This window comes from Paraburkholderia sp. Ac-20347, assembly GCF_017104805.1.
In the GTDB taxonomy this organism is placed as follows: Bacteria; Pseudomonadota; Gammaproteobacteria; order Burkholderiales; family Burkholderiaceae; genus Paraburkholderia; species Paraburkholderia tropica.
Window position 1 is genome coordinate 1 of record NZ_JAAGPN010000561.1, and the last position, 1,545, is coordinate 1,545.

At 67.7% G+C, this 1,545-nt stretch carries 2 protein-coding genes; one reads left to right on the plus strand and one right to left on the minus strand.

Annotation, left to right across the window (positions count from 1 at the left end; all coding sequences use genetic code 11):
- Positions 1-591 (minus strand): copper ion binding protein (locus G3N97_RS38645; RefSeq protein ID WP_205997978.1); only part of this gene is annotated, 591 nt, incomplete at its 3' end.
- A 286-nt stretch (positions 592-877) separates the two neighbouring features.
- On the opposite strand from G3N97_RS38645, the gene G3N97_RS38650 reads away from it, so the two are divergent.
- A partial coding sequence (locus G3N97_RS38650) for a DUF1254 domain-containing protein (RefSeq protein WP_205997979.1) occupies positions 878-1,545 on the plus strand: 668 nt, incomplete at its 3' end.

Sequence of the window (1,545 nt, forward strand, 5' to 3'; positions counted from 1 at the left end):
GCCGCCGTGGGCGGCCGAATCCGTGGCGGCGTGGGCCGCGGACCCGGCGGGCGCGTCCTTGATGATCGGCGTGGCCTCGTAGCCGGCCTTTTTCACGACGGCGACGAGTTGATCGTTCATTTCGCCCGAAAGCGGCCCGTTCAGCGTGACGGCGGCCTCTTCGGTCGCCAGATTCACGCTGACGCTCGCCACGCCAGGCACTTTCGCAAGCACTTTCTCGACGCGGTTCGAACAGGCGGCGCAGGTCATGCCGCCGATGGCGAAATGGGCGATTGCCGGAGAATCGGCGTCGTTATCGGCCGATGCGAGATTTTCGTCGACGAGGGGCGCGGCTTCGTAGCCGGCTTTTTCGACGGCGGCCACGAGGCGATCGACGAAGGCCGAGGCGGCAGCCTGACCGCCTTCGGCATCGACACTGGCATCGACGGTGGCTTTTTCCGTCGCGAGATTCACCGACGCGCGCGTGACGCCCGGCACTTTCGCGAGCGCTTTTTCCACCCGCATCGCGCACGAGGCGCAGGTCATGCCGTGGATTTCAAGCTCGGCGACGCGGCTGGCGGCGGCGCTGTCGGCAACGAGAGGTTCGTTCATGATGTTGGGGCGCGAACGTGAGCACGCGCAATGACGGTTCGACTTGACGCAGTATCTACGTTCCCATGATGGGAAGGTCAAGGCTTCCCTCGATCCCCCGTCGCCCGTTAAAGCATATTTCCTTCCGTCAGACTTTTCACGGCAAGGCGCGGGCGATACGATACCACCCGGCGGCATTGGCACCTTGCTGCGCGCACGAGACCACGGCCCTGGGGGGGCCGCGCGCCGCGTCGGAAGCCGGTCGACGTCACTTCATGGACCGCCCCTGCTTCGCACCTATCTAGAAATGAAAAGAAAACGCCGAGAGTTTCCCTTTTTCCGCACCTGCGCCGCGCTGGCGGGGATTGCGCTGATCGCCGGTTGCGCGTCCGCGCCCGCGGGCGTCGCGCCCAAGAGCAACGGCTGGGTCAAGGACGAGGTGTCGGATTCCTACGTGTTCGGCTATCCGCTCGTGCTGATGGACGTCTCGCGCGAAGCCGCCACCGGCAGCGCGCCCGGTCAGGCCGAGCCGAACACGCTGCGCCATGCGCAATCGCTGCCGCCCGTCGGCGCCTCCAGCCCGCCCGAGCCGAATCTCGACACGCTGGCCTCGTCCGGCTGGTTCGACGTGAGCCGGGAGCCGGTCATCGTCGCGCTGCCCGACACCCACGGCCGCTATATGGACGCCCGCGCGCTCGACATGTGGACCAACGTGGTCTGGTCGACGGCCGCGCCGCCGAAGGAGCGCGTTGCCGGTCAGAAGGCGCAAACGATTGCGTTCGTGCCGGCCGGCTGGCAAGGCACGCTGCCCGCGCGCGTCAAGCGCATCGAAGTGAGCACGCGCTACGTCTGGTTCCTCGCGCGCATCCAGACGCGCGGCGGCGGCGATATCGCGGCGGTGCGCCGCCTGCAACGCGGCATTCGCGTCGCGCCGCTGTCGGCCTGGGACGAACACGGCAAGCGCGGCGCGCAAGC